This is a genomic window from Microcoleus sp. POL10_C6, assembly GCF_036701585.1.
Lineage (GTDB): Bacteria > Cyanobacteriota > Cyanobacteriia > Cyanobacteriales > Microcoleaceae > Microcoleus.
Map to the genome: position 1 here is coordinate 124,010 of NZ_JAUBRB010000006.1, position 25,827 is coordinate 149,836.

At 44.3% G+C, this 25,827-nt stretch carries 21 protein-coding genes; 16 read left to right on the forward strand and 5 right to left on the reverse strand.

Translation table 11 applies throughout. From position 1 onward, the window contains the following. The first annotated feature begins 73 nt into the window (after positions 1-73). On the forward strand, positions 74-634 hold the full coding sequence (locus tag QUA34_RS05475; protein WP_333325234.1) for a Uma2 family endonuclease: 561 nt from the start codon (positions 74-76) through the stop codon (positions 632-634). Positions 635-811: 177 nt separating this feature from the next. Here QUA34_RS05475 and QUA34_RS05480 read toward each other — a convergent pair whose 3' ends face one another. Continuing rightward, on the reverse strand, positions 812-3,280 hold the full coding sequence (locus QUA34_RS05480) for an ATP-dependent Clp protease ATP-binding subunit (RefSeq protein ID WP_333325123.1): 2,469 nt from the start codon (positions 3,278-3,280) through the stop codon (positions 812-814). Between the two features lie 436 nt (positions 3,281-3,716). Here QUA34_RS05480 and QUA34_RS05485 point away from each other — a divergent pair, with 436 nt between their 5' ends. Beyond that, positions 3,717-9,062 carry an AAA family ATPase gene (locus tag QUA34_RS05485; protein WP_333384652.1) on the forward strand — a complete coding sequence of 1,782 codons (5,346 nt, stop codon included), beginning with the start codon at positions 3,717-3,719 and terminating at the stop codon, positions 9,060-9,062. A gap of 4 nt (positions 9,063-9,066) precedes the next feature. On the opposite strand, the gene QUA34_RS05490 is transcribed toward QUA34_RS05485, so the two are convergent. Continuing rightward, positions 9,067-9,633: a hypothetical protein gene (locus QUA34_RS05490; RefSeq protein ID WP_333210154.1), complete on the reverse strand. Its 567-nt coding sequence runs from the start codon at positions 9,631-9,633 to the stop codon at positions 9,067-9,069. Positions 9,634-9,755: 122 nt separating this feature from the next. Here QUA34_RS05490 and QUA34_RS05495 point away from each other — a divergent pair, with 122 nt between their 5' ends. From QUA34_RS05495 to QUA34_RS05505, 3 genes are all read left to right on the forward strand, one after another. Next, positions 9,756-10,769: a hypothetical protein gene (locus tag QUA34_RS05495; protein ID WP_333325129.1), complete on the forward strand. Its 1,014-nt coding sequence runs from the start codon at positions 9,756-9,758 to the stop codon at positions 10,767-10,769. Positions 10,770-10,926: 157 nt separating this feature from the next. Continuing rightward, on the forward strand, positions 10,927-12,027 hold the full coding sequence (locus tag QUA34_RS05500) for a glycosyl transferase (protein WP_333325131.1): 1,101 nt from the start codon (positions 10,927-10,929) through the stop codon (positions 12,025-12,027). Positions 12,028-12,130: 103 nt separating this feature from the next. Beyond that, positions 12,131-12,547: a secondary thiamine-phosphate synthase enzyme YjbQ gene (locus QUA34_RS05505; protein ID WP_333325134.1), complete on the forward strand. Its 417-nt coding sequence runs from the start codon at positions 12,131-12,133 to the stop codon at positions 12,545-12,547. On the opposite strand, the gene QUA34_RS05510 is transcribed toward QUA34_RS05505, so the two are convergent. After that, positions 12,534-13,049 (reverse strand): heme-binding protein, encoded by a 516-nt coding sequence (locus tag QUA34_RS05510; protein ID WP_333384656.1) that lies wholly within the window; start codon positions 13,047-13,049, stop codon positions 12,534-12,536. The genes QUA34_RS05505 and QUA34_RS05510 overlap by 14 nt on opposite strands. 421 nt (positions 13,050-13,470) lie before the next feature. On the opposite strand from QUA34_RS05510, the gene QUA34_RS05515 reads away from it, so the two are divergent. Beyond that, the gene (locus QUA34_RS05515; RefSeq protein WP_333384659.1) at positions 13,471-14,673 is read left to right on the forward strand and encodes an EAL domain-containing response regulator; all 1,203 of its coding nucleotides are present in this window, start codon (positions 13,471-13,473) and stop codon (positions 14,671-14,673) included. 53 nt (positions 14,674-14,726) lie between these two features. Next, positions 14,727-15,578: a prohibitin family protein gene (locus QUA34_RS05520; protein ID WP_333384661.1), complete on the forward strand. Its 852-nt coding sequence runs from the start codon at positions 14,727-14,729 to the stop codon at positions 15,576-15,578. A gap of 360 nt (positions 15,579-15,938) precedes the next feature. Here QUA34_RS05520 and QUA34_RS05525 read toward each other — a convergent pair whose 3' ends face one another. Beyond that, a complete protein-coding gene (locus tag QUA34_RS05525; protein ID WP_333384663.1) occupies positions 15,939-16,892 on the reverse strand; it encodes a LysR family transcriptional regulator in 954 nt (317 codons plus the stop codon). A gap of 351 nt (positions 16,893-17,243) precedes the next feature. On the opposite strand from QUA34_RS05525, the gene QUA34_RS05530 reads away from it, so the two are divergent. The 9 genes from QUA34_RS05530 (at position 17,244) to QUA34_RS05570 (ending at position 24,613) form a co-directional block, all read left to right on the forward strand. Continuing rightward, positions 17,244-18,746 carry an APC family permease gene (locus QUA34_RS05530; RefSeq protein ID WP_333384666.1) on the forward strand — a complete coding sequence of 501 codons (1,503 nt, stop codon included), beginning with the start codon at positions 17,244-17,246 and terminating at the stop codon, positions 18,744-18,746. Positions 18,747-18,960: 214 nt separating this feature from the next. Then, positions 18,961-19,665, forward strand: a complete 705-nt coding sequence (locus tag QUA34_RS05535; protein WP_333384668.1) for a cadmium resistance transporter — start codon at positions 18,961-18,963, stop codon at positions 19,663-19,665. Between the two features lie 20 nt (positions 19,666-19,685). Further along, a complete protein-coding gene (locus QUA34_RS05540) occupies positions 19,686-20,348 on the forward strand; it encodes a cadmium resistance transporter (protein ID WP_333384671.1) in 663 nt (220 codons plus the stop codon). Positions 20,349-20,888: 540 nt separating this feature from the next. Further along, positions 20,889-21,554 carry a hypothetical protein gene (locus QUA34_RS05545; protein WP_333083968.1) on the forward strand — a complete coding sequence of 222 codons (666 nt, stop codon included), beginning with the start codon at positions 20,889-20,891 and terminating at the stop codon, positions 21,552-21,554. 146 nt (positions 21,555-21,700) lie between these two features. Further along, positions 21,701-22,123 (forward strand): DUF202 domain-containing protein, encoded by a 423-nt coding sequence (locus tag QUA34_RS05550; protein ID WP_333325157.1) that lies wholly within the window; start codon positions 21,701-21,703, stop codon positions 22,121-22,123. A gap of 15 nt (positions 22,124-22,138) precedes the next feature. Further along, positions 22,139-22,585: a DUF202 domain-containing protein gene (locus tag QUA34_RS05555; protein ID WP_333325159.1), complete on the forward strand. Its 447-nt coding sequence runs from the start codon at positions 22,139-22,141 to the stop codon at positions 22,583-22,585. A 19-nt stretch (positions 22,586-22,604) separates the two neighbouring features. Continuing rightward, complete coding sequence (locus QUA34_RS05560) at positions 22,605-22,841, forward strand: hypothetical protein (RefSeq protein ID WP_333325161.1); 237 nt, start codon at positions 22,605-22,607, stop codon at positions 22,839-22,841. A 172-nt stretch (positions 22,842-23,013) separates the two neighbouring features. After that, entirely contained in the window at positions 23,014-23,517 is a 504-nt protein-coding gene (locus QUA34_RS05565; protein WP_333384676.1) for a hypothetical protein, read from the forward strand. Between the two features lie 301 nt (positions 23,518-23,818). Further along, a complete protein-coding gene (locus tag QUA34_RS05570; RefSeq protein ID WP_333325167.1) occupies positions 23,819-24,613 on the forward strand; it encodes a sulfite exporter TauE/SafE family protein in 795 nt (264 codons plus the stop codon). Between the two features lie 229 nt (positions 24,614-24,842). On the opposite strand, the gene cysK is transcribed toward QUA34_RS05570, so the two are convergent. Continuing rightward, on the reverse strand, positions 24,843-25,823 hold the full coding sequence (cysK, locus tag QUA34_RS05575; protein ID WP_333384679.1) for a cysteine synthase A: 981 nt from the start codon (positions 25,821-25,823) through the stop codon (positions 24,843-24,845). Between the last annotated feature and the right edge of the window lie 4 nt (positions 25,824-25,827).

Genomic DNA, 25,827 nt, shown 5'->3' on the forward strand with positions numbered 1-25,827 from the left:
CGATTTGAGATTGTGAAAGCAGCAAAGGCGATGAAACAGAAAAAGGGCAACTAAAAGGAGCGCCAAATAAATGATGACAACTCAGTTAATCAAGCGCCTGTTCACAGTAAAAGAATATCATCAGATGATTAAATCTGGCATCTTGACAAAAGATGATAAAGTTGAATTGATTCGAGGAGAAATCGTTCAAATGGCCGCCGTCGGTAGAAGGCATACATCTCATGTCAAGCGTCTGACAGAGTTATTTTATACCCGCTTATTATCGAGAGTAACCATTGGAGTTCAAGATCCGGTAGAATTGGACGATCGCTCGGAACCTGAACCGGATATTTCCTTACTGCGACGGCGCGATGATTTTTACGAATCGGGACATCCTCAGTCTGAGGATATTTTACTCATTGTGGAAGTAGCGGATGCAACCGCTGAAACTGACAGAAATATCAAAATTCCTCTTTATGCCGAAGACAATATTGTAGAAGTTTGGCTGGTAGATATTAACGAGCAATGTGTAGTAGTTTATCGCGAACCTTCTCCATCGGGATACCAAAATATTCAAAGATTCCAGCGGGGTCAGACTTTATCTATTCTAGCTTTTCCAGATGTAGAAATTGCTGTAGATAATGTGTTGGGATAAAAGAGCCAAAACTCATACGATTTTAGATTTTAGATTTGAGATTGGGGAATGACTTATATAAGGATTTGGAGCTTGCCTAAAGTTGCTTTTTTTTAACTGGTTTTATTTAATTAAAAACCCGGTTTCTCTAAGAAACCGGGTTTTTAATCAACAGTATTTATCCGTTTTTAGAGCCGATTAATGGCTCAATGCAAATTCGGGCAATTTCGGCTCAGATGAACCATCGGGCACTACCTTAACCTGACCGTTTTCATCCACATCCACGATCGCCTTTTGGCCGTCTTTCAGCTTGCCAGACAGCATTTCCTCAGCCAGTACATCTTCCAACAACCGCATGATGGCGCGGCGCAAAGGTCGAGCACCGTAGCTGGGATTGTAGCCTTCTGTAACTAACAAGTCCTTGAACCGTTCTGTCACCGACAAAGTAATACCCTGTTCGGTTAAGCGGCTGAAGACTTGCTGCAACATAATGTCCGCAATCTGCTTGACTTCTTCCCTGTTCAACTGGCGGAACACGATAATCTCATCCAAGCGGTTGATAAATTCGGGACGGAAAAACTGTTTCAGTTCTTCGTTTACCAAGCTGCGAACGCGGTTGTACTGCGCGTCTGCGGCACTTTCAGTAAACTCGAAACCAAGACCGCCACCACCTTTTTCAATCACTCGCGAACCGATGTTGGAGGTCATGATCAGCAGTGTATTCTTAAAGTCTACTGTCCGACCTTTAGCATCCGTCAAGCGGCCGTCTTCTAAGATTTGCAGCATCATGTTGAAGACATCCGGGTGAGCTTTTTCGATTTCGTCGAACAAGATGACCGTGTAAGGACGGCGCCGGACTGCTTCTGTTAGTTGGCCGCCTTCATCGTAGCCGACGTAACCGGGAGGCGAACCGATGAGTTTGGAAACCGTGTGGCGTTCCATGAATTCGGACATATCTAACCGAATCATGGCTTCTTCGGAACCGAAGAAATAAGTTGCTAGGGCTTTTGTAAGTTCCGTTTTGCCGACGCCGGTGGGGCCGGAAAAGATGAAACTGGCGATCGGGCGATTCGGATTTTTCAAGCCTACCCGCGCGCGGCGGATGGCCCGAGAAACTGCGGTGACAGCTTCTTCTTGACCGATCAAGCGCTGGTGCAGGGTGTCTTCCATGTGCAGCAGCAATTCCGATTCGGATTCTGTCAGCTTGCTGACTGGTACTCCCGTCCAATTAGCCACGATGTGGGCGATGTCTTCTTCGGTGACGACAGGAGAGGTTTTGAGTTGGCTTTTGTTGATCGTAGCTTCGGCGATTTCGGCTTCAATTTCTAATTCGCGATCGCGCAATTTTCCAGCTTTGTCGAAGTCTTGCTCGCGCACTGCTGCATCTTTTTCTTTTGTTACTGCTGGCAGTTGCTTTTTGAGTTCTTTAACTTCGGGCGGGGTTTGTGAATTCATCACGCGGACGCGGGAACCTGCTTCGTCAATTAAGTCGATCGCCTTGTCTGGCAAAAACCGATCATTAATGTATCTGTCTGACAGTGTTGCTGCTGCTTCTAAAGCTGCGTCGGAAATTGTCAGTCTGTGATGCTGTTCATAAGCCGATCGCAACCCGTACAATATTTCTATTGTTTCAGCCACACTCGGTTCACCGACTTTGATCGGTTGGAACCGGCGTTCTAAGGCAGCGTCACGCTCGATGTGCTTACGATATTCGTCCAAGGTAGTGGCGCCGACACACTGCAATTCGCCTCTAGCAAGGGCGGGTTTGAGCATATTGGAGGCGTCCATGCTGCCTTGAATTGCGCCTGCACCGACTAAGGTGTGAATTTCATCAATTACCAGAATGATGTTGCCGGCAGCGCGAATTTCGGCCATGATTTTCGTCAGCCGTTCTTCAAATTCGCCTCGGAACTTTGTACCAGCAATCAGCGAACCCATATCGAGGCTGATTACTTGTTTGTCTTCTAAAATTTCCGGGACGTTTCTATTAACAATCCGCTGGGCTAGGCCTTCGGCGAGGGCTGTTTTGCCGACTCCCGGTTCGCCTACTAATACTGGATTGTTCTTCGTGCGGCGGCCGAGAACTTGGATCACGCGCTCGATTTCATTTTCGCGACCCACCACGGGATCGAGTTTGCCTGCTGCGGCTAACTTGGTCAAGTTTGTGCCAAATTCTTCTAAAGTCGGGATTTTACGATCGCCACTATCTCCCCTACCTCCGGGTACCGCCGCCACTTCTCCTACGGCACGAATTACCTGCGTGCGGACTCTCTGGCGATCGATTCCCAAGTTTTGCAGCACCTTCGCCGCCACCCCTTCATCGTCCTGAATCAGCCCCAGCAGGATGTGTTCGGTGCCGATGTAATTGTGGCCTAACTGCCGCGCTTCGTTCAGCGCCGTCTCAAAAATGCGCTTGACGCGGGGGGTAAAAGGAATTTCCGGCGGGAGGAACCCAGAACCTCTACCGATGATATTTTCGATTTCATTGCGCGCCTCTTTCAAGTTGAGGCCCATATCCAGTAATACTTTTGCAGCGATGCCAGTGCCTTCGCCGACGAGCCCCAGAAGAATTTGCTCGGTGCCTACAAAATTGTGACCGAGGCGTCGCGCTTCCTCTTGGGCTAGCATGATTGCTTTAATGGCTTGTTCTGTAAAGCGTTCAAACATATTTTTTCTATCCTACTGTCTTGGCGAGGGCTGTATCGCTGCTGGTGAGGAGCGATTTGGAACACTACACAAATTATAGATGTAAATTTTTGTGTATTTCCTTCTCTAACAATGTATCTTGCTAAAGGGGTAGGGACAGTGGGGAGAGCCGAATAGTAGGGGTGTGGTTGCCGTCCGCCACCAACGACTATTAATTGAGAATAATAGTAGCAAAATGGCTTTGTTGCATAGATACTATAATTTCTTATATATCAAAATTTTATACCCGTAAATAAAATTGATTTTTTTACTTTAAGTAGACCATTTAACTAAGCTAAGCATATAACGGTTGCCCTGTCAAGACTTTTGACGATTGACGGTGGTCGTGCCGTCAGCCAACAGTCAACAGCGAACAGCGACTCGAATCAAATATATTTCCAACTCAGAGGAGAACTCCATGCAATTTCTCTCGCAATACCAAATCTACTCCACTCTCCACGAAGGTATCGAAACGATTATTTATCGAGGAAAAATCCCCACCCACCAGGATACAACCGTACTCAAAATCCTGAAAGCTGAATATCCCACCCTCGATGCAATTACCCGCATCAAGCACGAGTATCGCATTCGCCAACATTTAGACCATCCGGGCCTAGTTAAAGTCATTAGCCTAGAAACATTTGACAACCGTCTGGGCTTGCTTTTAGAAGACTTTGAGGGCGAATCTATCGATCGCCTCATGTCCAGACAAAAGCTCGAAGTCACCACCTGTTTGAGGTTTGGCATCCAACTTATAAAAACCTTAGAATATCTACACCTTCAAAAAATTATTCATAAAGATATTAAGCCTAGCAATATCATCATCAACAGCCAAACAGGAATTATTAAGCTGACAGATTTCGGGATTGCTTCACGATTGTCCAAAGAAAATCCCCAAATTAATAATATTAACTCGATCGTCGGTACTTTTGCTTATATGTCTCCCGAACAAACCGGGAGAATGAACCGCACCCTTGACTACCGCACCGACTTTTATTCTCTCGGAATTACTTTATATGAAATGCTGACAGGTCAACTGCCATTTATGAGCAACGACCCGTTAGAGATAGTTTACAGCCACATAGCTTGTCAAGCAATTTTACCCCATCACATTAATTCAGACATTCCACCAGCAATCTCACAAATTGTGATGAAATTGATGGCCAAAAATGCCGAACAGAGATATCAAAGCGCAGGCGGATTGTTGGCAGATTTAGAAATTTGTTTAAATCAGTTAGAAACTACAGGCAAGATAGTAGATTTTACGCCGGGAAACTTAGATATATTGAGTCAGTTGTTGATTCCTCAAAAATTGTACGGTCGGGAAACACAAGTCAGCGAACTATTGGCAGCATTTGAACGTGTAGCTAATCCTCGCGAGGAAAATTCTTCCCCTTCCCAAATTGAACTGATCCTAGTGTCGGGTTATGCAGGTATAGGCAAATCTGCCGTAGTTAGCGAAATCCAAAAACCCATCACCAGACAGCGGGGTTATTTTATTTCAGGTAAATTTGACCAATTCAAGCGGAATATACCTTACGCATCTTTAATTCAAGCTTTTCAATCTTTGATCCAGCAGTTACTTGCCGAAAATAACAAAAAATTACAAGATTGGCAACATAAACTTTTAGCCGCACTAGGCGATGCCGGACAAGTAATTATTGACGTGATTCCCGAACTAGAATTGGTAATAGGCAAACAGCCTGCCGTTGCGGAACTTGCCCCCACAGAAGCACAAAACCGCTTTAACAGGCTATTCAAAGAATTTATCCACGTATTCGCGCAAAAAGAGCATCCATTAGTCATCTTTCTTGATGACTTGCAGTGGTCAGATTCAGCAACCTTGAAATTAATGGAATTGCTGGCGACTGACCCCGATAGCAAATATTTACTATTAATTGGAGCCTATCGAGACCATGAAGTTAGCTCTACACATCCTTTAAGGCAAACAGTAGAGTACCTTCAACAAACGGGTATTATTATCAACAATTTAGTGCTGGAACCTCTTTCTTTAGCCCAGGTTACTGAGTTAATTTCGGAGACATTGAATGACTCAGACCGAATTCAACCTTTAGCGGAGTTAATTTGGAATAAGACTGGTGGGAATCCTTTTTTCTTGACGCAATTGCTCAACACTCTTTATCAAGAAAAACTTTTGAGATTTGACTTTACCAAGCTGCTGTCTCCCGCAAGAAGAGGGGAGTGGCAGTGGAACATTGAGGAGATTCAGGCTATTGGCATCACAGATAAGAGTGTAGTTGAACTGGTAGCCAGTCGGATTCAACAACTGCCAGAGAGTACACAAGAAATTTTGAAATTGGCGGCTTGTGTTGGGGACAAATTCACTTTAGATGTTCTCTCTACTGTCAACGCAAAATCTCCATCAGTCACTGCGACTGAACTCTGGGATGCTTTGCAAGCAGGGTTAATACTTCCTTTGAATGAGAGTTACCTCATTCCTTTATTTTTAGATGGAGAAGGAGGAGCTAATTTAACTTTCGATTCTTCGCGAATCAGCTATAAATTTTTGCACGATCGCGTCCAGCAAGCTGCATATTCGCTGATTCCTGATGATGAAAAGAAAGTCACTCATCTTAGCATCGGTAAATTGCTGTTTGAAAATACGCCCGCCGATAAAGTAGAAGAGAAAATTTTTGATATTATCAACCAGTTGAATGTAGGAATTGATTGTCTGCTCCTGCAATCAGAAAAAGATGAATTAGCAGGATTAAATTTAATTGCTGGACATAAGGCAAAAGTAGCTAATGCTTACGAACCCGCTGTTAAGTATTTAAATGCCGGAATGTCGTTATTAGCACCTGATAGCTGGGATCGCAACTATAGCATGACGCTGCGGTTGTATGTAGAGACGCTGGAAGCGGAATATTTAAACACCAACTTCGATCAAGCAGAAAATTTGGCGGAAGTGGTTTTGCGATCGGCTAAAAACCAGCTTGACATAGTGAAAGTGTATCAGCTCAAGATCCTATTTTATCAGGCTCAAAGCCAGATGCTAAAAGCTGTTGAAACAGGTCTAGAAGTGCTGGAAATGCTGGGACTCAACCTATTAGACAACGAAACCATTGCAGTGCCAAAATTGCCACGAATTGAGGAATTAGAAAACCTGCCAGTTATGACAGATCCATATCTACTGGCAGCTATGGAAATCCTGACAGCCCTCTATCCTCCTGCTTATATTGCCAAACCTGAAATTGTGTCCTCCCTCGTCTTGACTATGGTCAATCTTTGTATCGATCACGGTCATTCAGCATTAGCTACTTTTCCCTATACTCTTTATGGAATGATTCTGTGCGGCATCGAAGGCGACATCGAAGCAGGCTACTACGCTGGATTAATCGCTTTAAAGCTACTAGAACAATTTAATGCTAGCCAACAGAAAGCTAAGGTTTATGTAATGTTTAATGCTCATATAAGAATCTGGAAAGAGTCTAGTAAAAATACACTTAATTCATTTCTAGAAGGGATGAAATCTGGTGTAGAAAATGGTGATTTAGAATGGGCGGTTTATAATTTTATGCACTATATTACTAATTTAGTGTTAGTGGGAGAACAGTTAGAATATGTCGAAGAAAAACAAAGCGTTTGTATGGAGTTTTTGCAAAAAAATAAACACGAATTTGCCATGGGTTATGCTCAAATTTGGCAAGTAACTGCTTCAAGCTTAAGAAGCAAAACATCAGAGCAAGTACGATTAGTTAGCGGCAGGTTGGATGAACCTGCTGTGATGTCCCGTTGGCAGAAAGAAAATAATCGAATGTCGCTGTTTGCAGCTTATGTTGCTAAATTGATGCTGCTTTATTTATTGAAAGATTATGCTGCGGCTGTGGCCAGCGGTAAATTAGCGGTAGAATACGCAGATGGGGCGATCGGCTTAATCACTGTTGGGATACACAATTTCTACTATTCGCTGGCTCTCCTCGCTCACTATCCTGACAGTGACAATCAAGAAGCATACCTAGCTATTGTTAACTCTAATCAGCAAATTATGAAAAAGTGGGCCTGCCATGCACCCATGAATTATCAGCATAAGTACGAGTTAGTCGAAGCAGAAAAAGCGCGAGTTGTCAACGATAAACTTGCCGCAATGGATTATTATGACTTAGCTATTAAAGGAGCTGCTGCTAACGGTTACATCCACGAAGAAGCATTAGCTTATGAATTAGCGGGAGAGTTTTATCTATCTTTGGATAAAGAGATAAGTGCTCGAGCTTATCTGACCAAAGCTTATTATGCTTACATCCGCTGGGGATCTACAGCCAAAGTTAAAGACTTAGAATCCCGTTATCATTATTTAGTTGAGCGCCATCAAGACCCAATACATAAAAATGTTATCAGCACTGCCCAAACTACTATGAACAATAGTTTGGTGCTGGATTTTTCAACAGTTGTCAAAGCATCACAAGCTGTTTCGAGCGAAATTATTCTCAGCCGATTGCTAGAGAAACTCGTACAGCTTGTAAAGGAAAACGCAGGCGCTCAAAAAGTATTATTTCTTGCCAAGACAGGTAATCAATTATTCATAGAAGCTGGACTTACCGATCAGTTTAATGATCTAACCGTGTTACCATCTCTCCCGATTGCCGAATCGGATATCCTCCCAATTTCCTTGATTAACTATGTAGAAAGAACCCAAAAATACTTGGTTTTAGATGATGCTACCCGATCCGAGCAATTCCAATTTGACCCTTATATTGCGGTCAATCAACCCCTATCTATCCTAGTATTGCCAATTATCCATCAAGGCAACCTTACGGGAATTTTTTACTTAGAAAATAATTTAACCAAAGGTGCTTTTACTAGCGACAGGCTAGAAATTTTGGGAATCCTGTCTGCACAAGCCGCTATTTCTCTAGAAAATGCTCGTTTTTATAGTATTCTGGAAACGCGAGTAGCCCAAAGAACTGAGAATTTGCATACTGCATTAGAAGAACTTCGCCACACTCAATTGCAGCTAATTCAAAGTGAAAAAATGTCCAGTTTAGGGCAAGTTGTCGGGGGAGTGGCTCACGAAATTAATAACCCGATTAACTTTATTTATGGAAATTTATATTACACCAATGAATACGCTGAAAACTTACTAAATATACTACGTTTATACCAAAAAAATTACCCCAATCCCGTGCTAGAAATAGTAAATGAAACAGAGCAAATAGATTTAGATTTTTTAATGAATGATTTCACTAAAATGATAGATTCAATGAGAGTGGGCGCTGCGAGAGTTCGCGATATTGTGCTGTCGCTGCGAAACTTTTCTCGGCTAGATGAATCTGATAGAAAATGGGTTAATATCCACGAAGGTATGGACAGCACCTTGATGATTTTGGATCACAAATTACTTAATATTCAAGTGATCAAGAAGTACGACAATTTGCCTTTAGTTAACTGCTATCCGGGAGAAGTTAATCAGGTATTTATGAATGTCCTGACCAATGCGATTGATGCTTTTTGTCGCGAAAGAGGGAGTGAAGTTGACTCGAAACACACTCCTACAATTCAGATTTGCACTGAAGTCGCGGAAGGAAATCAAGTAGCGATTCGCATTGTTGATAATGGTGTGGGGATGAATTCGGAGGTGCGGGGTAAAATATTCGATCCGTTTTTTACTACTAAACCGATAGGTAAGGGGACTGGTTTAGGATTGTCTATCAGTTATCAAATTGTGGTAGAACAGCATGGAGGAAAGTTAATTTGCAAGTCGGAACCTGGAGAGGGCAGCGAGTTTACTATACTGCTGCCGTATTGATTAATTAAAGCCATCGTGACAGCAACTGCTCAAATACTTCCACAAAGCCGATCGCAAGTTGAATCAATGGCCAACCCACCAGACAAATTAACACCGCCCAGCGAGTTTGAATATCCAAACCTTGCCGAACCGCGACAATTACAGCTAGCAAACTCCAGACAACTAATATGCGCTCTATTCCTTCTCCCAGCAAGGGAATTAAGGTTAAGAAACTCAGAACTTGGGGGGCGTAGGCAAATCCGATTGGAACCAGCAGCTCCCGATAAGTTACGTGACCCGGTTTCAGCCACTCCCCGATTTTAAAGATAGTGAAAGTCCAAAAATAATAACCCCCCGCGACTGCCAAACCCTCTATGAAAAGTCCTAGAAATAATATTGATAGCTCAGTTCGGTTGATTAACAAGATGACAGAACTGCCCAACACGCGGGACAGCGCAGCTAAAATTACAATTGTTAAAGCTATTCGCTTAGTTCTGCGAGTGTAGGGAGTTTTTTCGTAAAAGTTGCCGTTCAAAGAAAGTGCGTTCCAAAGCGTTGCGCCCAAACCTGCAATTGAATCTTCTCCCTTCACGTTGAACTCCTGCTCCTCAAGATAGTTGACAACTTGTACAAAATAAGCTCTAATACAGCAGAATCACCGAACTATTTCTAGGTAATTAAGTAATTAATTGGCATTCTACCAGATTTTATTAAATGCTAAGATTGATTTTACGGATACTTGCATGGCTGCGCGGGGGAAGTTTAAACTTGTTGCTGATCGCAGGTGTAATTTTGATAATTTGGGGCATTCTTTCGCCGGTGGGGACTGTTATATGGTGGCTGAATCAAAGTGCCGAAACTTTTGGTATCAAGAAAAATCCACCGGAGATATTGCCATCTAAGAAGGGCAATCTAGAAGCGCGTAAGTCTTCGCAGATAAATTGTTATATCATTTTTTTACCGGGAGTTGGCGATTTTTCGGGGGACGAATTAACCCCTGGTGAAGAGTTGTTTCTCAAGCGTTTAGTTAAAAGTCACCCGCAGTGCGTAGCAGTGGGCGATGTTTTTCCTTACTCAGTTTCTAACAAAAGTTTAGGAGGAGAGCGCTGGCTAGCTCCTTTTTGGCGGTTTGCAGAACAGGCAAAAAAAGGGCCGATTGCGGGGAATATATTCATTAAAATTCGCAATCTCTGGAGGTTTGCAATTTCTCTAGATTATCGCTACGGCTTTGCATACAATCAGGGAATAGCTAATGTAATTATCGAGAGGATGAATGCTCAATCTCCCTTTTCAGTTAAGTCTCAACAACCGGTGAAAGTTATTTTAATTGGCACTAGCGGCGGCGCACAAGTTGCTTTGGGTGCTACTCGCTATCTTAAAGAATGGCTGAAGGCAGAAATTACGGTTGTTTCGGTTGGGGGGGTTTTTTCGGGAGAAAATGGTTTTGCAGAAGCCGATCGCATTTTCCACTTTCGCGGCACTCGCGATTCAATTGAGGATATCGGCGGCATAGTTTTTCCCAGTCGCTGGTACTGGTACGCGACTTCTCCTTTCAACCAAGCTCGTTTGCAAGGCCGCTATGCAGAAGCTGTGAGCGGCCCTCACAAGCACGACGGCGATGAGGGATATTTTGGGGAAAATCTAGCAGCGGATGGTAAAAAGTATGTAGATATAACGCTGGACAAAATTAATCAATTGCCTGTTTGGTCTGAGGGCGCGCGCGATTGATGAGTTCTTGCATATTCGATAGTCATTAGTTATTAATTGTGTCATTGTTGGTTGTGCGTCGCTTGAAGCTGGGCCTTGTTGACTTCCAGTCTCTACCTCCAATTCGCAATTCCCGATGCCCAATTCCCCATTCCCCATTCCCCATTCCCTATTATAAATGTCTCGACCAACATTATATATTGCCATCACAAATCACGGATTCGGCCACGCTGTCCGAGTCTCCTCCGTAGCTGCAAAAATTCAAGAATTAAATCCAGAGATTTTACTAATTATCACAACAACAGCTCCTCGCTGGCTGCTAGAATCTTATATTAGTGGCGACTTTATCCACCGTCCCCGTGCTTTTGATGTGGGTGTGGTGCAAGCTGACAGTTTGAATATGGATAAAGACGCGACACTGCAAAAATTACGGGAAATTCGGAAAAAGCAAAATTCCCTAATTGCCAGCGAAGTTAATTTTATTAAGCAAAATCGGGTGGGTTTGGTGCTGGCAGATATTCCTCCTTTGGCAACGCGAATGGCGGCAGCGGCTGGGGTTCCTTGCTGGATGATGAGCAATTTTGGGTGGGATTTTATCTATCGCGATTGGGGCGGGGAATTTGCAGAAATGGCAGATTGGATTGGTGAGTGTTTCGGAATGTGCGATCGGCTTTTTCGTCTTCCTTTGCACGAACCGATGGCAGCTTTCCCAAATATTCAAGATGTGGGCTTGACTGGTGGCAATCCTCGCTACAGTAACGAAAAAATTCGGGAAGTATTCGGCATCGAAGCACCGCTGGAAAAAACTGTATTGCTGACTTTCGGCGGATTGGGTTTAGAGGAAATTCCTTATCAAAATTTACAGCAATTTAGCGACTGGCAATTTATTACTTTTGATGCGGGATCTCCCGATTTGCCGAATTTGATTAAAGTCAAAAATCAGGAGTTTGCAAAATCTCTCCCGATTTTACCGCGTCCGGTTGATATTATGCCTGTCTGCGGGCTGTTAGTTTCTAAACCGGGATACAGCACTTTTGCGGAAGCTTTGCGCTTGGAAATACCTGTTGTTTCTATAATGAGAGAAGGTTTTGCAGAAGCTGCGGTGTTGCTGGAAGGGATTCAAAATTATGCGGAACATCAAATTTTGACGGCGACGGAGTTTTTTGAGGGGGATTGGGAGTTTTTGCGACAACCGCTGCATCCGCCCTGTTTGTCGGATAAATTGCATAAAAATGGTACGGAGGATATCGCCCAAGCTGTTGTAGACTATTTTTCATAAGTGCGATTAGAAATCGATCTTATACAAACAAAGTCTACCTCCGCCAACAGAAGAGTTTGGCATCAGTCTCATCCAAAATCTAAAATCTAAAATCTAAAATCGAATGAATCACTATCAACAGATACTCAAGATTCAAACTACAGGGAAATCTTTGGGCAAAATCACTCCTAAGATAGAAGATGTGGTGGCGAATTCAGGTATTAAAACGGGACTTTGTAGTTTATTTTTGCGCCATACTTCTGCTAGTTTGGTGATTCAAGAAAATGCTGACCCGGATGTACTTAAGGATTTGGCTAACTTTTTGGCTAAACTGGTACCGGAGGACGATCGCTACATTCACGATGCGGAAGGCCCAGACGATATGCCGGCGCATATTCGCACTGCGCTGACTCATACTTCTGAACAAATCCCGATCGACCGCGGCAGGTTGCTGTTAGGAACTTGGCAGGGAATTTACCTGTGGGAACATCGCCAGCGGGGTCACATTCGCGAATTAGTTGTTCACGTCAGCGGCACTTGATCGGAATTTGTACCTCGCTGATTTTAGTTGCTTCCGGCGTCATCGGGGAATTGTAAAAAAAGCGGCGCGGCGGCCCGACTATTTCGTATTCAGGATGTTCTTGAAGCCAATCTTTGAGTTTCTGGAGGTTATTTTCGTAGCTTTCCCAAGTGTAGGCCCCGCCCACGCCGATGCTGACAACCATCATGGGCGAAGTATCCGTAACTTCTACAGCGGAGTTAACGCTGCTGGGGGCGATATTTGGTGCGGGATAGAGGAACGAAACTTCAGCTTGAGGAACTGCATCGATTTGCCCGGAAGTTTCCGTGTAGCGCGCTTCTACTGGCGTTGTCATCGCAATTTGGTTGTTGCTGATGTGTTGAAATAAGGGATTGAAGGCGATGCCAGTTGCTTGTCGCAAATCGCCCGTGTGGGTGTAGGTGACAGCGCGGTAGTGAGGATATTGCTTAACTTCTATGACCCCAATCTGTGCGGGTTCAGGGAATCCAGTAGGTAATACCATTTGAGATTTAAAAGTTGAGATTTTACATTGAAAAATGGGGGAAGACTGACTCCGCAAGGGTTTGGAACTTGCTTGCAGTTGCATGGTTTTTGGCAACTGGTATAAATAGGCTGAGATTGTTTGCAGACAATCGTTCAGGTGGCACAATTAGTTTAGCAGTTATTTAAGGCGCTGCTAACTATCGATCGCCTAGAATTAGTTGAGAGATTATTAATTAACCTCGTAATAATACGGACGGCACTGAGTAAGCACAGAAACATTAATCTAGTTGTGCTTGAAAAATTAGCGTTTTTCAGGTGTTTGCTATTTGTGTCGGAAAATATTCCGCTTTTGGGCCGATCGAGGTGTGTGTTCTCAGTTATTGGGACGCTTATCGCATTCAGTAACGCCTATCAATTATACCGCTTTCAGGGAATGACGTATGAAAAAGATTCTAGTGATTGAGGACGAGCAAGTAATTCGCGAGAATATTCTCAAACTCCTTAAAGCTGAAGGTTTCGACGTGACTGGTGCAGAAAATGGAGCACAAGGTTTATCTGCGGCGGTGTCAAATGTTCCCGACGTGATTATTTGCGACGTGATGATGCCAGAACTTGACGGGTATGGGGTGCTGGTGGCCTTGCGATCTAATCCGGTTACTGCTACAGTACCTTTTGTTTTTCTGACCGGTAAAGCCGATCGCTCTGAAATGCGGCAAGGTATGGAATTGGGAGCAGATGATTACCTGACTAAACCCTTTAGTAAAGCTGAACTTGTGGGCGCGATATCGAGCCGCTTGAAAAAACAAGAAGCTGTCGCCGAACAGTACAATACTTTGCGATCGCAAAGCAGCGAATTTATTCAAAATACTGCTGACAAATTAGAGCAGATCAAAACTTGTTTGTGCAACGCACTGGAACGAGAAGAATTCCAAGTTTACTATCAGCCGCAAGTCAATGTCCAGACAGGTAAGATTATGAGCGCCGAAGCTTTAGTGCGCTGGGTACATCCAGAAAAAGGGCTGATTTCGCCCGCAGAATTTATTCCTCATGCCGAAGAAACTGGCTTCATTGTACAGTTAGGGGAGTGGGTTTTGCACACAGCTTGCAAGCAAATGCAAGTTTGGCAAAATGCTGGTTTTTCGCTTCGGATAGCGGTGAATCTGTCGCCGCGCCAATTTCACCAACCGGATCTCAGCAGCAGAGTTGCCCAAATTTTAGCAGAAACTGGTTTGGAAGCGAGCAGTTTGGAATTAGAGCTGACAGAAAGTTTGATGGTAGAAGATGCCGAAAGTGCGATCGCGACTTTGCAACACTTGAAAAATTTGGGAGTTTGTATCTCTCTTGACGATTTCGGAACTGGGTATTCTTCTTTAAGCTATCTCACACAATACCCCTTCGATACTTTAAAAATAGACCGCTGTTTTATCACCAACATCACTGATGGTTGCACAAATGCAGCGATTGTGAAAGCTATTATTGAAATGGCGCACAGTCTCTGTCTTGAGGTAATTGCCGAAGGAGTTGAGACGGAAGCAGAAAAAGATTTTCTCTGGCGCTATAAGTGCGATATAATGCAAGGATATTTGTTCAGTCCTCCTTTGGCGGCAGCGGATTTTGAACAGTTGTTGGTGGCAGGTAAATAAAATATCTATTAAGTCAATATTGAGCAGAGAATTAAGTGCGATCGGGGTGGAATATGGTTTTAGAATCCAGCAGTAACGTTGACTCACTCAAATCAAGCCATAAAAAAAATAAGGATTTTTACCTAGCTGTTCAAATAGCTATAGTGATAGTGTTTTTAGCTATTTTGTCCAAATTTTTTATCATAGTCAACGCTGGAGAACGGGGCGTACTGATGCAGTTTGGTAAAGTGCAAGAACAGGTACTCGGAGAAGGACTTCACGTAATATTCCCCACAGTTTATAGTGTAAAAAAGTTGAGCGTCCGGGTACAAAAACAGGAAAGTTCCGCTGAAGCTTCCTCAAAAGATTTGCAAGATGTTTTCACGGATGTAGCGCTCAACTGGCATATTATCCCAGAAGAAGCCAATGCTATTTTTCAACAAATAGGTGACGAGAAAGAAGTCGTGACTCGCATTATCGAGCCGGCTGTTGAAGAAGTATTAAAAGCAGTTATGGCTAAATACACCGCTGAAGAAATTATTACTAAACGGGGAGAAGTTAAAGCCGCAGTTGATGATTCTTTGACCTTGAGGCTGGTTACATATCACATTGCCGTTGACGATATTTCTTTAGTACACGTTCACTTTTCTGAGCGGTTTAGCGAGGCGGTGGAGGCGAAACAAATTGCCGAACAGGAGGCAAAAAGAGGGGAGTTTTTAGCGCTGAAAGCAGCAAAACAGGCGGACGCTAAGGTGAATTTAGCCAAGGGAGAAGCCGAAGTGCAAAGGTTGCTGCGGGACAATTTGACTCCGGAACTTTTGGAAAGGCAGGCTATAGAAAAATGGGATGGGAAATTGCCGCTGATTGTTGGTGATGGGGGTAAAAATTTATTGGATTTGAGGAAACTATTGAACAGCGGTCATTAAGGTAATTAGATATCTCCCATAATTCTTGTGGAACAGGCAGGATGCCTGTTCAAAACTTGCTTTTGAGGAGATGTCTATTAAGTAGGGACACGGCACCGTGCCTTTCGTTGTGTCCCTACTTAACGTACAACCAATAGTCCGGCAAGGCAAGGGTTGAAACCCCTGCCTCAAAGCTAAAGTCGTCTGAAGACGACTAATGAGTTCTTCAGTCCTCTTTGAGAGGACTTTAGCTATTAGACAGGGGTTTCAACCCCTGGCGGACTGACGGGCGGACGGAAGGACTGGGCGGACTGACAGCTTAACTTGACACTAATCGGCTCTTGGAGTGTCCCTACTGGGGTCTTACCAATTACCAGCACCTTAAGTTAATATCTGTTCAAAAGCTTTAGTAATTCCAGTTTGAAAACGCTGTCGGTGCTTCAGTTTTAAAACGGGTTTAATTATTTCCAAACATACATTAGAACTTGGTTGGCTATCTATAATTTTAATCGCTCGTAGTGTAGATAGCTGCAATTCTTTTTTTACCATCAATTCAGGAATAGCCGCTGCATTTGTGCCACTTTCCACCACTGCTTTTACCATTTCACTGCTGTTCAAAACTAAAGTTACATTCAATTCATCGGGATTAACGCCCCAACTTTGCAAAGCTTGTTCCAACATTTGCTGAACTCCAGAACCAGCTTCTCGCATCACCCAATCCGTTTTCGCAATTTCCGTTAAACTCACTTCTGCACGTTCAAACCAAGGGTGAGATTGGCCAACTACAATCAGCAAGCGTTCGCTGCCTACAACTTCTTCCTCTAGAGTGCTCTTAAGCGAAGCTTTAATGTCTCCCGTCACTAAACCCAAATCAAATGTTCCCGTCGCCGTCCCCGCACAAATTTCTTCGGCATTTGCCAGAGTACAATTCACGGAAATACCAGGATATTGCTGTTTAAACTTGCTAAGTTTATCCGGCAACCAATAATTGCCAATGGTCAGACTGCAACCCAAGTTTAATTCGCCTCGCTGCAAGTCATTCAACTCCCGCAAACCTCTCTCAGTCAAAGCAACTTGGTCGAGAATTTTCTGTGTTTCAACTTGCAGCAACTTCCCAGCATCTGTGATTTCGATCCGGCGGCCGATGCGGTGAAATAGTTTTACTCCGTATTGCGCCTCTAAGCTTTGGATTGTCGCGCTGACAGCGGGTTGGGTGATGTAAAGTTCCTCCGCTGCGCGGCTGAAGTGCAGGTGTTCCGCCACAGCTAGAAAAACTCGCAGTTGGTCAAGTGTCATTCCGGCCATGCGGAGTACCTTTTTACTAAATACAGACATTTTTTTTTGGAAATAAAAATCTTTGGCGGCTAAACTTTGACCTGAACTTTTCGAGTCTCTGGTACAGGCTGGAATTCCCCAAAAAGCACGGTTGTCAGCCGCTATTTAATTTTCCTTTTAACATCAAGGGTTTGGGCTGGTGGCGACAGATAGGTCTCGTCTTCCAACAGTTCTTTTGCCACGGCACTGCATCACTTGTATTTATTAATTCGATAAACAACACCATTTGATTCTACCTGTCAAGAGCCTTAAGGTAATACTTAAGCTTCTAATGCAGGGTCCAATGCGGAAGCAGCACCAACAAGTTTAAGCCGATCGCCAAAAGTCGATCGACAAAAAGAGAGAAGATAAATGACCAAGAAAACGCCAAAAAATCAGAGTGCACACGGCTTAAAGCCGGACTGCCTCTCCTTCGGGGAGGTTTTAGCTCAATCCTTTGCCGTCATTGCACCTACAACTATCCCAGCATCTAATATAGGGTTAATTGTCGCTCTTTCGGGTAAGGGGGCTTGGCTGAGCTTTCTCATCGGCTTGATAGGCCTAGTATTTGTCAGCATCAATATCAACCAATTTGCAAGTCGATCGGCTTCTGCAGGTTCTCTTTATTCTTATATTGTTAAAGGACTAGGCCCGACTGCCGGCGTAATTTGCGGCTGGAGTTTGGTACTCGCTTATCTATTTACTGCGATGGCCGTTTTGTGTGGTTTTGCCAACTTTACGGGTATTTTCATCGGTCATTTAGGCATCCATCCGTCACCGATTACCCTGTTATCGATCGGGGCTGGCGTTGCTTGGTATGCAGGTTATAAAGATATCCAGCTTTCAGCTATGGCGATGCTGTGGCTGGAGGGAGCATCAGTGGCGGCGATTGCACTTTTAGGAATCATCATCTGGGCGCACAAAGGTTTTGCCTTAGATATGTCCCAACTGACTTTGGAAGGCGTAACTCCGGGGAACATAGCGACGGGACTTGTCTTAGTAATGTTTGGTTTCTCTGGTTTTGAAAGTGCTACATCTCTGGGTGACGAAGCGAAAAAACCCTTAAAAAATATCCCCAGGGCTGTCATGGGCAGCGCTGTGATGGCAGGCTTATTCTTCATTTTGATGACCTATATTGAGGTTTTGGGTTTTAGCGGTACTGGAGTTTCTATTACTAATACTGAAGAACCTCTGAGTTTTCTGGCGCAACAAGTGGGCATGGGTTGGCTGGGAGAGTTAGTGGCTTTCGGCGCTTTATTTAGCTTTTTTGCTTGCGTACTCGGCAGCATCAATCCAGCGGCGAGAGTGTTTTTTATGATGGCGCGCCACGGTTTGTTTCACTCTTCATTAGGTGTAGCGCATTCGTCTAATAAAACTCCCCACGTTGCAGTAACCCTGTGTACATTTCTGACATTTTTGGTGCCGGCTGTGATGTCTATGTTTAACATCAAACTGTTCGATTGTATGGGTTATTTGGGGGCAATTTGCAGCTACGGATTTTTAACCGTTTACGTCTTAATTTCGATCGCCGCCCCGGTGTACCTGCACAAAATTGGTAAATTGCGTGTGCGAGATGTGCTGTTCTCTGTGGTGGCGATCGCATTTATGATGATTCCGATTGCGGGCAGCGTGGGCATTCCCGGCAGCACTATGTTCCCACCTCCAGAACCTCCTTACGATGCGTTTCCTTACTTGTTCTTGATGTACTTGGTGGTTACTTGCGGATGGTTTTTCTGGCAGCGCCTGCGTTCTCCTGAACTCGCGGGATCGATGCAGCAGGGTATTGACGCAATTCATGCCAAGTTCGAGGAAGAAAATGCAATTTACGGCGGTGTTCGATTGAAAGCCGTCCCCTTTGACAGTGAGCGTTTTTGATTAGCAGTTACCAGTTCGCTGTTCGGAGAAAGAGTTTTTAAGCAACTGGGTTTTTACTGAGATATTGCAGAATTGTCAATCAGCATTTCAAGGGCGTTGATCAGCTCAACAGCCCACAATAAAATTTAATTTTTGTGGAACGGGCCTGAGAACCCGTTCCGAAGATACGATCCCAGCAAGTACAACGAAATAAAAAATCTGAGGAGACACAGAAATGAATGAATTACTAACAGCAATTTCTACGGCAATGACAGCTTTTACGGCTACGAATCTAGACGATATTCTGATTCTGCTGCTGTTTTTCTCGCAGGTGAATGCAGTATTTCGGCGCAGGCATATCGTCTTCGGTCAGTTTCTGGGCTTTACTGCACTGGTTTTGGTTAGCCTTCCCGGGTTTTTTGGCAGCTTAATATTTCCGCCTGATTGGATCGGAATGCTGGGTTTGCTGCCAATTGCGATCGGGCTTAGCCGCTTGCTGAATCCAGAAACTGATGATTCGGAAGTTGAGGCAGAATTACAGCAATCTGAGAAATCTTTTTTTAGAAGTTTTTTGTCTCCTCAAACTTACAGCGTAGCAGCGGTGACGGTGGCAAATGGGGGCGACAATATCGGGATATATGTGCCGCTTTTTGCTAGCAATACTTTAGAAAGTTTGGCGGTTGTTCTCACTGTATTCTTCGGGATGGTGGGCGTTTGGTGCTACGCTGCTTATCGGTTAATTCAGATGCGGACGATCGCAGATACTTTGACTCGCTACGGCAATCAGCTTGTGCCTTTTGTTTTGATTGGATTGGGAATGGCGATTCTGGTGAAAAGCGGCACTCTGGCAAGCCCAACTTTAAGTATAATATCTTTAGTGGGTTGCGCTTTCTGTTTGATAACTATGAGCAGAGGTAACGCCCGGGAAACTGAAGTCTAGAAAAATTGCAGGGACAGCACATGAATTGGATTGCAGCAGCGATTATTGCCGGGATTACATCTTTTGCCGCAACCAATATCGACGATATGGTGATTTCGATGCTGTTCTTCGCCCAGGTAAATGATACTTTCCGCCCCCGGCATATCTTTGTCGGTAAGTACCTCGGATTTGCAGCACTCATCGCTGCTAGTTTGCCCGGTTTTTTTGGCGGTTTAATTGTGCCGAAAGCTTGGATTGGCTTGCTGGGTTTGGTTCCGATCGCGATCGGCCTCAGTCACTTAGTCAAGAGAGAAAATGAGGAAAATGACGTACAAGCCGTATCGGGCGAATTTAACCGTCAATCTAACTCATCTCTGCTGTCAAAACTAGCAAATCTTTTCAATCCCCAAACTTTGAATGTGGCTGCGGTAACAGTGGCGAACGGGGGAGACAACATCGGCATTTATTTGCCACTGTTTGCTAGCAGCGATTTGCCGAGCTTGATGGTGATTTTGGCGGTTTTCTCGGTGATGGTAGGTGTTTGGTCTTATGCCGCTTACTGGTTAACTCGCCACAGGGCGATCGCCCCTATTTTGACTCGCTATACCAAGGCTGTTGTCCCTTTTGTATTGATTGGCTTGGGAATATTCATTCTGATTGAAAGCGGTACTTATCGCCTGCTCCCGGCATTTCAATTTAACTAAGAATTAGCCTCGGTTCCGCTACTTAGATCCCTCTCTAGGTAGATAATTTTTTCGATGTTCATGATTTATAACTCATCATTTTTACCTTACAAATTGTTTTCTTAAAATGGTGTCTAAATTACTTGCCATATATCACCAAATATGCTAAGTTAATAATGAACTAATTAACCGAGCTAAAAGCAGCTTCAAACTAATTTAGCCTCGAATTTGTACGAAAGTTCAAGCCATTTTGTGAGCTAGCAAGTTGCCAGACTTAGGCAAGAATATACCTGTCATTTCACTAAATCCTGTAGTGGTGAATCCAACTCAGCTAAAAACTTGAGGAGGAATCCTTAAAATATCGCCCGCACACTTTGCCACTACCCCACACCGATCGACTTTGACAATAGGTCTCATCCTAAAAAACCAGATTTTTCGATTCTGCCAAATTTGGTTTCTCAGGCCAACCTGTTAAAGAGAGTTCGTTTTTGCCTAAGTCTTAAGATAGCAAGCAAACAGAAAGTTGAAAAAAACCTGACAATCTAGAAAAGGACAAAAATTGTGAAAATCTTCAAATTTGTTTTAGTGCTCTTGGTAATGACCGCCAATTTAGTATTCGTTCCCCCCTCCTGGGCCGACGCTCCAAAAACGCCGAAATATGCGAGCAATCCCGACTACATAGAGGTGACTCAAGCTCTAAACACTCTCAGGACAGCGAAAGATGCACCCGATACCGCCCAGACTTATACCCCTGAGCAACTTCAGCAAAAAATCGCTCAATTGGAGTTTCAAAAATACACTTTAGAAACGGGAAAACCTTGGGGTCAGTGCCGCAACGAGACAGGAAAAACCCTGGCTGTCTACGGCCCGAAAGGCAAAAAAGCCGCTTCTTCTACTTACGAGAATGCCCTTTATTTTCTAGCTGACGGCCAAACAACTGAACATAAATGGGATTGCGATGGAATTTATCTACCCAGCGATATCAAAGCAACCGATTTAAGAACTACCGATCAACCTTCAGAAGAATTGACGGGCGGTATAGCTGTTAAGATAGTTGACGGAACTCAAGTTGTAGCCAGAGCTAATCCCGATACGGGGGCTGTAGAATTCAACGTTCCTACTGCTAAGGTTTTCCAGCCTGGGGATGCGAATTGGTTTGTTCCTGATGTGACTCAGGCTTACATAGATACACAAGTTCCCAACGCACCAACTGAGGAAAATGATTAGTTTTGGTGAAGTTGTAATGCGATCGGCTGTGTAAAGCCTGTTCCAACGCAACAACCCGCCGGGGATCGATCCCCGGCGGATAATCGTCCCAGCGGAAATATATCAGTTTACCTTCATATTTGGAGTTAATCTTAAAAGGCTAATCTATGCTATTAAATTGGAAATCCACGAAAGTAAATACAGAAAAGATTAGGCGACCAAATCCGTCGCGGGTGCGGGATCACTTGGCAAACGAGCGCACTTATTTAGCATGGATGCGGACAGCAATATCGCTGATGGGTTTTGGCGTAGTTATCGTCCGCCTTCGCACCTTTCACCCCCCTCTACTCCCAACTCCCGGCAATGGCTGGAAGTTGGGTTTGCTTTTTTCAGCAGTGGGTTTGCTGACGGTGTTATTCTCAACTAAGCACTACTTTGGTGTCCGTCACGATATCGATTACGATACTTATGAACCTACCGATCGCTGGGTAATTCTTTTCAGCCTCGCGATCGCCATCCTAGGGGCTGGGGTAATTTATTATATGTTCACCGTTCCTTCTAGCTCATTTGGTTTGATGGCACCTGAATAATGGTGGCGGTTTAATATGAATATTCAAGAGTTCGATCGCGTGCAATTATCGTTCAAACCGATGCAAGTAGATGATGAGAAACCAAAGCAGCAAAATCTGTCGCGGGCGATCGATCGATCGGCAAATGAGCGCACATTCTTAGCCTGGATGCGGGCCGCGATCGCCCTCATGGCTTTTGGCGTCGTCATCATCCGACTTCGCGTCGTGCAAATGCCCGTACATTACCGTCAGGCGATGGGGTGGAAGTTGGGTTTAATCTTCTCTCTAATAGGTTGGGTGACAGTCTTAATCTCAACTAAGCACTACTTCACCGTTCGCCACCAAATTGACCACGATACCTACAATCCCCCAGACGCCATGGTTTTATTTTTCAGTTTTGCTGTGGGCTTATTGGGAATTGGAGTAATTTATTCGATTTTGGCAGCCGCCCTGGGCCCAAGTAGTTTTGTAATACCCGATTGATTGTCAACAGGAGTTAATCATGAACAGCGATACAGTTGCCACGATCGCTTCCATTATCATCTTAGCGGCTGCTATCTGGGCAGCCTTCGTAGTGCTGGAAACTGTCGCGAAAATAGTCCCTAAATTGCTGGGCGTGACAGTCGCGATCGGGATTTTGCTCGTTTACCTGCAATTTTACTGGGGTATCGATGTTGCATATCTTTGGCTAACTGTCAAGCATTTGCCTGAAGCTTTCAATTTCTCGATCGCAGCCTAAACCGACACCAGGCAGCATTCTCAACACCCTCTCCCGGATAGATATTTTTCTACCGGAAACAAAGTATATTCAGCCGATCGCCAACAAAATACGGTAAATCGATTGACTTACTAGACATAACTCAGCTTTGCTGTTAAACTACGGTAAGTCGATCGAGTAACGAGCTATTAACGTGGAAAACGCTAAAAAAGTCATTGAAGAGTACCAGCTTGCCGGACAACTGACCCAACAGTTGCCAGCAGCTAAGGGCTTGAAGGAAGTCTGGTTTAAAAAAATCCGAGGCGGGTTGCTTATGGCAATTGGATATTTGCTATCACCGCTGTGTTGGTGGAACGACATATTTTTCAATCTGCCAATTGCCTACGCCTTTGGGTATATCTTTAGTTGGCTTTCCCCAGATTTACTGTTTCCTTGCACAATTGTCGGCTACTGGCTTTCCAATATTGCGGGAATTCTGTTGATGCAGCTAGGAACTTTAGATGTTTTGACAGACAAACCCAAGGAAAAAAACCTCAAAAAAGAGTTATTGACGGGTTTAGTTTCCTCAACCGTCTTCACTGTTGTCATTGTGGCATTGATTCATTTTAATGTTCTCGATACTCCTGATTTATTTGCCGGCAAGCAGTCGGTTAACCTCAGCTCTACTTTACCTATGACGATCGTCACTTCCAGGTAGAAAGCAGAATCTAAACCCTCAATAAATCTAGAATTTTCAATCAGTTACACAGGTAGATTTAAGAAAATCAGGGAGCTTTTACACTACAATTTTTGTAGCTTTATTTATTTGCATTTAATTACTGTTACCAAGAATTTTGTATCTGAACGCGCGGAAAAGTCAAGCGTTGAAAAGCAAAATTTATAGCGGTAAATATTGAAATGCGAGTGATCTTTTGCCTGTGTAGCTGTGTTGCAGGAGCCACCCAAGTTATCTATTTGTTGGTTGCCAGCGCTTAAATACACAGTTTTTGGGCATAACCGTGAACTACTTATTACTATCCTTTCTCAGCTTTTTTGTGGGCATTATCGTTGGTTTGACCGGAGTTGGCGGAGCCTCGCTCATCACCCCAATGTTAATTTTTGTTTTCCAAATTCCAGCATCAATTGCTATTAGTTCGGATGTCGTAGCTGCCACATTAATGAAAGTTGTTGGCGGCTTCAAACACTGGCAGCAAAAGACCCTCGACTTGCAAGTAGTTAAGTGGCTGGCTGTGGGCAGCGTGCCGGGTTCGCTGACTGGCGTGTGGATTTTACACTGCATCAAATCCAGCGGAAATCAAAACTTAGACAGCATATTACTGCGGTTTCTGGGAGTAGCGATCGCCCTAATTGTCGCTTTATCGTTGACCCAATTAGTGGTCAAAACATTTTTCCCTAATTTTAAATTACCTTCGCCCCCTGAATGGGACTTAAATACTAATTATGGTCGTTTTTGTACTGTGGGTGCAGCAGCAATTTTAGGCTGCATAGTGGGAATCACTAGCGTTTCTTCCGGTTCGATGTTTGCACTGTTGCTGATTGCTTTTTTCCGCCTGGATACTTCTAAATTGGTGGGTACAGATATTTCGCAGGCGGCAATTTTGTTGATGTTTACATCTCTGGGACACCTCAGCCTCGGAACAGTAGACTGGAGTTTAGTTTTGCCAATTTGGTTTGGTTCGGTGCCGGGAGTTTTGGTAGGCGCTAAATTCTGCCAAATTATGCCTCAACGCCCGCTAAAGTTTGTGATTTACGGAATGTTGGCGATGGCGAGTTGGAAGTTGTATCAAGTCTGAAAATTAGGGGTAGTGCCGGGCCCATTGGTGTCAACAAAGATGCGCTTTCGGTGCAGTCCGGCAGGGGTTTAAACCCCTGCCTCAAAGCTGAAGTCCTCTGAAGAGGACTATTAACTCATTAGTCCTCTTCAGAGGACTTTCGCTTTGAGCCAGGGAATTAATTCCCTGGCGGTCTTTCGGGTTAAGCTGATAGCAATGTCGCAGTAATGACGCTCGCCCCTACTACAATTTAATACTTGCTGACTAATGCTTCAAGTTCGCTGACCGTGGGCAATTCTAAATCTTTGAACAAGACTGTGCTGAGGTAGCGTTCGCCATAAGAAGGCTGCACAAAAACTATCAGTTTTCCAGCATTTTCGGGACGCTTGCCGACTTGAATTGCAGCAAACAAAGCCGCGCCTGCTGAGATTCCTGACAATAATCCTTCTTCTCTGGCGAGTCGGCGGCTGTAGGCGATCGCATCTTCGTCGCTAACTGTAATCACCTCATCAATTAACTCTGGTTTCAACACTTCCGGGATGAATCCTGCGCCAATCCCTTGAATTTTGTGAGCACCAGATTTACCTCCAGAAAGCACGGGGCTGGTGGCGGGTTCAACTGCGATCGTCCGAAAACTCGGTTTCCGCTGTTTAATTACCTCAGCAACTCCAGTAATCGTACCGCCGGTGCCAACTCCAGCAACTAAAAAATCTACTTTACCTTCTGTATCTTCCCAAATTTCCTCGGCCGTGGTTTCCCGGTGAATTTTCGGATTAGCGGGGTTGCGAAACTGTTGCAGCATGAAAGCGTCGGGGGTTTCTTCTACAATTTCTTCCGCACGGGCGATCGCGCTTAACATCCCTTCATGTCCGGGAGTTAATTCCAACTGAGCTCCGTAAGCTTTCAGCATCGATCGGCGCTCTAAACTCATCGTATCCGGCATTGTTAAAATCAGACTGTACCCTTTCGCCGCCGCGATCATTGCCAAAGCAATTCCAGTATTTCCTGAAGTCGGTTCAACTAAAATAGTTTTCCCCGGTTGAATTAACCCTGCATCTTCTGCAGCCTGAATCATGCTCGCTGCAATCCGATCTTTCACCGAAGCAGCCGGATTCATCCCTTCCAATTTGGCCACAATTTGAGCAACTACTCCTTCGGCTTGGGGAATTTTGTTGAGCTGAACTAAAGGAGTTCTGCCAATTATTCCTGTAACATCCTTAGCAATTTTCATGGCT